We start from the raw sequence: 2,117 nt of genomic DNA, 5'->3' as shown, positions 1-2,117 counted from the left end.
ATGGCTGGGTCGTTAATGGCTGGGTCGTTAATGGCCGAGTCACCCTCGGACAAGGTGATGACTTCTTCCTCATCCGGAATGTTGACCGGACGCATCGTGCCGCGCTCCTGCAGCGAACCGGGGATCGCCTCCGGCGCGGTTGATCCGTCGGGCAGAAGGGCCGGGGTATCGACGGCATTGTGGCGCGCGTACGTGCCCGCCGGCGGGAGGTTGCCTGGCAGCGGACCACCGGCAGCGAACTGACGGAAGCGCTCCTTGGACAGTTGTTCTTGCGTGACCTTGGGCCGGTATCGCTCGCGGTGAGCCAGCAGCATCGCCCCCAACGCTGCCGTGATGAGCAGGGCTGAGGTCACCTCGAAGGCGATGACGTACTTGGTGAAGATGAGTTGCGCGATTCCCTGGACGTTGCCGCCGTTGGCAGCGTTGGCCGCCTCCAGCGATCCCGGCTCCGCGCCCTGCAGTCCGTTGACAATCGCACCGATCAGCAGCGCCGCCAGGCCGACGACGAACACGATGGCGGTCCAGCGCTGGCCCTTGATGGTCTCGACAAGGGAGTCGGATGCATCGACTCCGACGACCATCATCACGAAGACGAACAACATCATGACCGCGCCGGTGTAAACGATGACCTGCACCATTCCGAGGAACGGGGCATCCAATGCCACGTAGAGAACCGCGAGGTTGATCATGGTGAAAGCGACGAAGAGTGCGCTGTGGACGGGCTTGCGACTCGCGATCATGCCCACGGCGCCGATAATCGCGAGGATCGCGCACGTCCAGTAGACGATCTCGGCCCCAACGTTCGAGGTCGCGAGCAAGGAGGTGGTCGTCACGACGCCTCCTCCTCGGCCCTGCGAACTCGTTCTTGCCAGCCACGTCGCTGTGCTTCGGCGACCGCCTCGGCATCATCGGCCTGTTCGGCAACCGCTTCGTCTGCCTCGACAACTGCGGCGGCTTCGGCGGCCTCGCGAGCTTCGACCTCGGCCTCCTGCTCCGGTGTCGCGCCTGAGATTCTGCCGTCGTAGTAGTCCTTGGCAGTGGTGCCAGCAACCATCGAGTGCGGCGGCAGCGCCATGCCCGGCAGCAGTGGAGCAAGCAGATCCTGCTTCTCGTAGATGAGCTTCTCGCGCGAGTTGTCGGCCAACTCGTACTCGTTGGTCATGGTCAGCGCTCGGGTTGGGCAGGCCTCGATACAGAGTCCGCACAGGATGCACCGCAAGTAGTTAATTTGGTACACGGAGCCATATCGCTCACCTGGTGAGTGACGGTCGCCGGCCTCGTTATCGGCACCTTCGACGTAGATCGCGTCAGCGGGGCAGGCCCAGGCGCACAACTCGCAACCTATGCACTTCTCCAGTCCGTCTGGATGGCGGTTGAGTTGGTGGCGGCCGTGAAAGCGCGGCTTGGGCGGGAACTTGTCCTTTTCCATCGGGTACTGCTCGGTGCTGACTTTCCGGAACATCGTGAAGAACGTCGTGCCGAAGCCCCTAATGGGCTGGGGTAGATCAGCCACCGCGCACCTCCTCCGATGAGACCGTTGTGGCAGTGTCCGAGTCCTCGGCGATCACTGTCTGGCGGGCAGGACGGTACTCCTGTCCCGGCAGTGGAGGTACGGGGAACCCGCCAGCGAAGGGATCGAATTTCTTTGGTATCGGGTGCGTCTCCGCCTCGATCTGCTTGCCGCGCTTGGTCGTGCGACCCAACGCGAGTAGGCCGAAGGCGACCACAATCACACCGGCGGTGATAGCCATGATCGAGGCGTAGGACGTGTCGTACTCGATCTGCAGGCCACGCATGATGCCGACGATCATGATCCACACGACCGAGATCGGAATCAGCACCTTCCAGCCGAAACGCATGAACTGGTCGTAGCGGAACCGAGGCAGCGTTCCTCGCAGCCAGATGAAGCCGAAGATGAAGATTCCAATCTTCATGAAGAACCAGATCATCGGGAACCAGCCCTCGTTCGCGCCAGACCACAACGAGATGGGCCACGGTGCGCGCCAGCCACCAAGGAACAAGGTGGTGGCCACGGCCGAGACGGTCACCATGTTGATGTACTCAGCCAGGAAGAACAGGGCGAACTTCATCGTGCTGTATTCGGTGTGGAAGCCACC

The 2,117-nt window shown here is 62.4% G+C and carries 3 protein-coding genes; all 3 read right to left on the bottom strand.

Translation table 11 applies throughout. From position 1 onward, the window contains the following. A partial coding sequence (locus KAZ48_07045) for an NADH-quinone oxidoreductase subunit J (protein MBP7972541.1) occupies positions 1–818 on the bottom strand: 818 nt, incomplete at its 3' end. Positions 819–829: 11 nt separating this feature from the next. Continuing rightward, the gene (nuoI, locus tag KAZ48_07040; GenBank protein MBP7972540.1) at positions 830–1,546 is read right to left on the bottom strand and encodes an NADH-quinone oxidoreductase subunit NuoI; all 717 of its coding nucleotides are present in this window, start codon (positions 1,544–1,546) and stop codon (positions 830–832) included. Beyond that, a partial coding sequence (locus KAZ48_07035; protein MBP7972539.1) for an NADH-quinone oxidoreductase subunit H occupies positions 1,506–2,117 on the bottom strand: 612 nt, incomplete at its 5' end. The genes nuoI and KAZ48_07035, both read right to left, overlap by 41 nt.

It is taken from the genome of Candidatus Nanopelagicales bacterium (assembly GCA_018003655.1).
GTDB lineage: Bacteria > Actinomycetota > Actinomycetes > S36-B12 > UBA10799 > JAGNDY01.
This window is presented reverse-complemented; position numbering and strand designations above follow the sequence as displayed.